Annotated in this window: 2 protein-coding genes and 2 pseudogenes; 3 read left to right on the top strand and 1 reads right to left on the bottom strand. The window is 34.1% G+C overall.

Translation table 11 applies throughout. The features are described from left to right. The 3 genes and pseudogenes from PGC14_RS03220 to rlmH form a co-directional block, all read left to right on the top strand. Nucleotides 1-454 (top strand): Sua5 family C-terminal domain-containing protein (locus tag PGC14_RS03220; protein ID WP_271629501.1); only part of this gene is annotated, 454 nt, incomplete at its 5' end. Then, a pseudogene (locus PGC14_RS03225) lies at nucleotides 454-919 on the top strand (low molecular weight protein arginine phosphatase). The gene PGC14_RS03220 and the pseudogene PGC14_RS03225, both read left to right, overlap by 1 nt. After that, entirely contained in the window at nucleotides 916-1380 is a 465-nt protein-coding gene (gene rlmH / locus PGC14_RS03230) for a 23S rRNA (pseudouridine(1915)-N(3))-methyltransferase RlmH (protein WP_271629502.1), read from the top strand. The pseudogene PGC14_RS03225 and the gene rlmH overlap by 4 nt, the downstream one beginning before the upstream one ends. Nucleotides 1381-1439: 59 nt before the next feature. Here rlmH and PGC14_RS03235 read toward each other — a convergent pair. Continuing rightward, a pseudogene (locus tag PGC14_RS03235) lies at nucleotides 1440-1673 on the bottom strand (acetylglutamate kinase); the annotation flags it as partial.

Raw genomic sequence — 1673 nt, forward strand, 5'->3', positions numbered from 1 at the left:
AGTGCCTTTTTCGATTTTGAAAGAAATTTTGGAGGATATTGAATATGACCCTTCAATTTTAGCTGGAAATATTCTATCTGTGCCTAAGGCACCAGGTATGAAGTACAAGCACTATGCACCAGACGCAAAGATGATAGTTGTCAAGGGAAAAATTCACAAAAGAATAGATAAGATAAATGAGATAAAAAAGGATTTAGAAATAAAAGGATACAAAGTTGGTATACTTTGCTTTTATGAGACGTCTCACAATTTTGAATCTCAATACAAAATCGTATTAGGTAGTATGTTTGACTATAAAGAATGTGGAAAAAACTTATTTTCTGCCTTAAGAAGGTTTAACCACCTTGGTGTTGATTATATCATCTGCGAATGGGGAGAATTTGGAATAGAATATCTTGCGCTTGAAAATAGGCTTTTTAAAGCATCAGCAAACAATGTGATTGAGGTGTTGTGATGAGCAAGAAAAAGATACTTTTTGTGTGCACAGGCAATACGTGTAGGAGTCCCATGGCTGAATATCTTTTGAAAGATAAACTGAAAAAAATGAACATAGATGATATTGAGGTTGAATCGGCGGGCTTGTCTGCTTTTTTTCCACAAAGCATCAAAGAACGCTGTATTGGTTATGAACGAGCTTGGGATTGACATTTCTTCTCATGTATCAAGGCTGATTAATGAAGATATGATAAAGGAAAGCAATTTAATTTTGACAATGGAAAAATATCATAAAGAAGCAATAATCAATATGTATCCTGGTGTAATGGACAAAGTCTTTACTCTAAAAGAGTATGTATTAGATAGCAAAGAAAATCTTGATGTAGTTGACCCTTACGGTGGAGACGATGACAAGTACAGAAAGTGCAGAGATGAACTAAATGACCTGATTGACAAACTCTTGTCGAAAGTGGATGACATATGATAAAGGTAATCTGCGTTGGGACAATAAAAGAAAGGTATTTTAAAGAGGCCGCAGAGGAGTATAAAAAACGACTTTCAAGATGGACAAAAATTGAGGAAATTGAAATAAAAGAAGAAGATGAGAACAAATACCGAAACGTTGAGATGCTTTTTAAAAAAGAGGCTGAAAAGATACTAAAACACATAAAAGAAGGCCAGTATGTAGTAGTGTTTGATATAAATGGGACTCAGCTAAGCTCTGAAGAATTTGCAGAATTGTTAGATAAAAAAGTCTCAAAAGGAGAGGAAATAGTATTTGTAATAGGAGGCTCAAATGGCCTTGCAGATGCTATAAAAAAGAGGGCAAATTTACTAATTTCATTTTCCAAGCTTACTTTCCCTCATCAGCTTTTTAGGATTCTTGTGTATGAACAGATATATAGAGGATTTACAATTATTAAAGGAATAAAATACCATAAGTAAAGTAGGCTGCTCATTTTAAAGCAGCCTAAACTATTTTGTCAGCAAGTTAAAATAATTTATTACAAATGTATCATTGTCCCAATTCCCTTGTCGGTAAATATCTCAAGCAAGATGCAATGTGGAATTCTTCCATCAAGAATATGAGTACGATTGACCCCATGCTTTAGAGCGTCAATACAGCCCAAAACCTTTGGAATCATTCCGCCGTCAATCTTTCCTTCATCAATCATTTTTAAAACCTCATCAGCACTAATTGCTGAGATTATCTCTGAACTGTTTTTGTCATATTTTAG

The sequence above is a fragment of the Caldicellulosiruptor sp. DIB 104C genome (assembly GCF_028198085.1).
GTDB classification, from domain to species: Bacteria; Bacillota; Thermoanaerobacteria; order Caldicellulosiruptorales; family Caldicellulosiruptoraceae; genus Caldicellulosiruptor; species Caldicellulosiruptor saccharolyticus.

Excerpts from the sequence above, each read along its gene's own strand:
- rlmH (WP_271629502.1), top strand. The coding sequence starts at position 916 with ATGATAAAGGTAATCTGCGTTGGGACAATAAAAGAAAGGTATTTTAAA.